Origin of the sequence: Halobellus sp. Atlit-38R (assembly GCF_003665925.1) — an archaeon.
GTDB classification, from domain to species: Archaea; Halobacteriota; Halobacteria; order Halobacteriales; family Haloferacaceae; genus Haloquadratum; species Haloquadratum inordinatus.
Map to the genome: position 1 here is coordinate 1 of NZ_QXIJ01000038.1, position 1947 is coordinate 1947.

2 protein-coding genes are annotated in these 1947 nt (G+C 59.1%); both read left to right on the forward strand.

From position 1 onward, the window contains the following. A partial coding sequence (locus D3D02_RS17895) for a hypothetical protein (RefSeq protein WP_121571300.1) occupies positions 1-246 on the forward strand: 246 nt, incomplete at its 5' end. 87 nt (positions 247-333) lie between these two features. Then, on the forward strand, positions 334-1947 hold a 1614-nt coding region (locus D3D02_RS17900), incomplete at its 3' end, for an SWIM zinc finger domain-containing protein (RefSeq protein WP_121571301.1).

The following is a 1947-nucleotide window of genomic DNA, read 5'->3' on the forward strand; positions in this document are numbered from 1 at the left end:
GACCTCCGTACAGCACTTGAGGCGGCAGCGGTCGAGTATCTCGATGTCGACGAACACCGAACGATTGTCATCTATCAGCAGGCGATTATTATGGTAATCGCCACGGAGGGACAGGCAACAGAAGCACGAGAATTTGATGTTGAACTCTGGAAGGAGTCTCCGAACGACCCTGATCGCGATCCCAAATCGCTCTTGACTGCATTCATCGACGAGCTGTTGACGGCGACTGAGACGTCCCGTCGTTGAGTCCGAATCGAATCCGCTGTCGCAGGGCTCTCGATACTGACGCTAACCCAGCTTTTCTATCGAGAGGTACCGTAGAGAGGACTACCGATGGAACAGGCACCGACGATAACTGAGGCAGCCATCCGCGATCTGGCACGACCGCAGTCATACGACCGGGGCGAGAAGTACTACAAGCAAGGCGCCGTTCGCGAGGTCACACGTCGTGGCAACCGTCTCGAAGCAGCGGTCGAGGGGAGCCAGTACGAGCCCTATCAGATCCAGATCGAACTTGATGAGTCCGGTGTCGTCAACACGATGTGTTCCTGTCTGTATGATCACGGGGGCATCTGTAAGCACCGTGTGGCCGTTCTCCTGACATACATCCGCAACCCCGACGAAATCAGTCAGCGGCCACCCATCTCCAAACTGGTCGCAGACACAAATCCTGCGGAACTTCGGGACCTCCTCGTTGCTCTCGTCGAGCGTCGTCCCGACCTCGCAGAGTGGATCGAATCTCGGCTCGAGACAGCCCAGTCAGAGGACACAGCCGGCGACTCCACTAATCAGAGTCCGGACATTAATCGAGATTCGATTCGACGGCACGTCCAGTACGTTCTCCAGCCCCCGAACGAGCGTGAATCTCAGGTCTATGATACGTATGCGACAGTCGAAACTGACGTCGAGGAGCTTGGAGAGTTGCTCGATCAAGCGCGAGCCGCCATCGAAGCCGGCGACGGCGAGTCGGCACTGGATGTTCTTGACCCGCTCGCAGACGAACTAATGGACGAGGTATGGCTCGCGCTCTCGTACGACGACTCACAGGGCATCTTCGAGTTTTTCGACGACATCGACACCGCGTTGGCCGAAGCGCTACTTACAGCCAACTTTGCTGGCTCAGAGCGCGATGACTGGGAGGCGAAACTCCGAGGTTGGAAGAACGAGATGAGTAGCTATACGGATCGACCTCCCTACAGTGTCGCTCTTGCGGTCGTCCAGCGGGACTGGGATTGCGACCCGATCCAGGAGGCGATGAAGCCTGGGAGCAGTGACACGGATCTCTGGGATGGAGAACACCCCTGGTACGCCAGGGATGTCATTCGGGCTCGTCTCAACGTTCTCGAACGCCAGGATCGCATCGAGGAGTACCTAAATCTGGCGGCAGCTGCCGACTTGACCGACGCATACGTTACGATGCTCGTCTCGGAGGGCCGTATCGACGAGGCAATCGAGTACGGACAGCAGCACCTGCAGTCACCAGACGACTCGCTCACGCTGGCCAAAGCCCTCCGGAGTCACGACCGACCGCAGGCAGCGCTGGAGATCGCCCAGTACGGACTGACCCTGGACGGCAGCGGAAAAGCAGCGCTGGCCGAGTGGCTCCGCGACCGAGTCAGCAGTATGAGTGAACCAGAGGTGGCGTTGGAGGCGGCTATCACCGCGTTCAAAGCTTCTCCGACGCTCGTATCTTACCAGGCGACGGAAGAACTCGCCGGCGAGGACTGGCCGGCTATTCGCGAGGAACTGCTGGAGGCCCTCGCGAACCGAGACACTACCCAGCGGAGTGCACAGCGATATGTTGAGATCTTCCTGTACGCAGAGCGGTACGACGAGGCGATCGCCATCGCGGACCGGTTTTCGGATTACAAGGTGGTCAAGCCGGTCGCCGACGCCGTCTTCGAGGAGCGCCCGCAGTGGACAATCGACGCCTGCAAGGCACAGGCC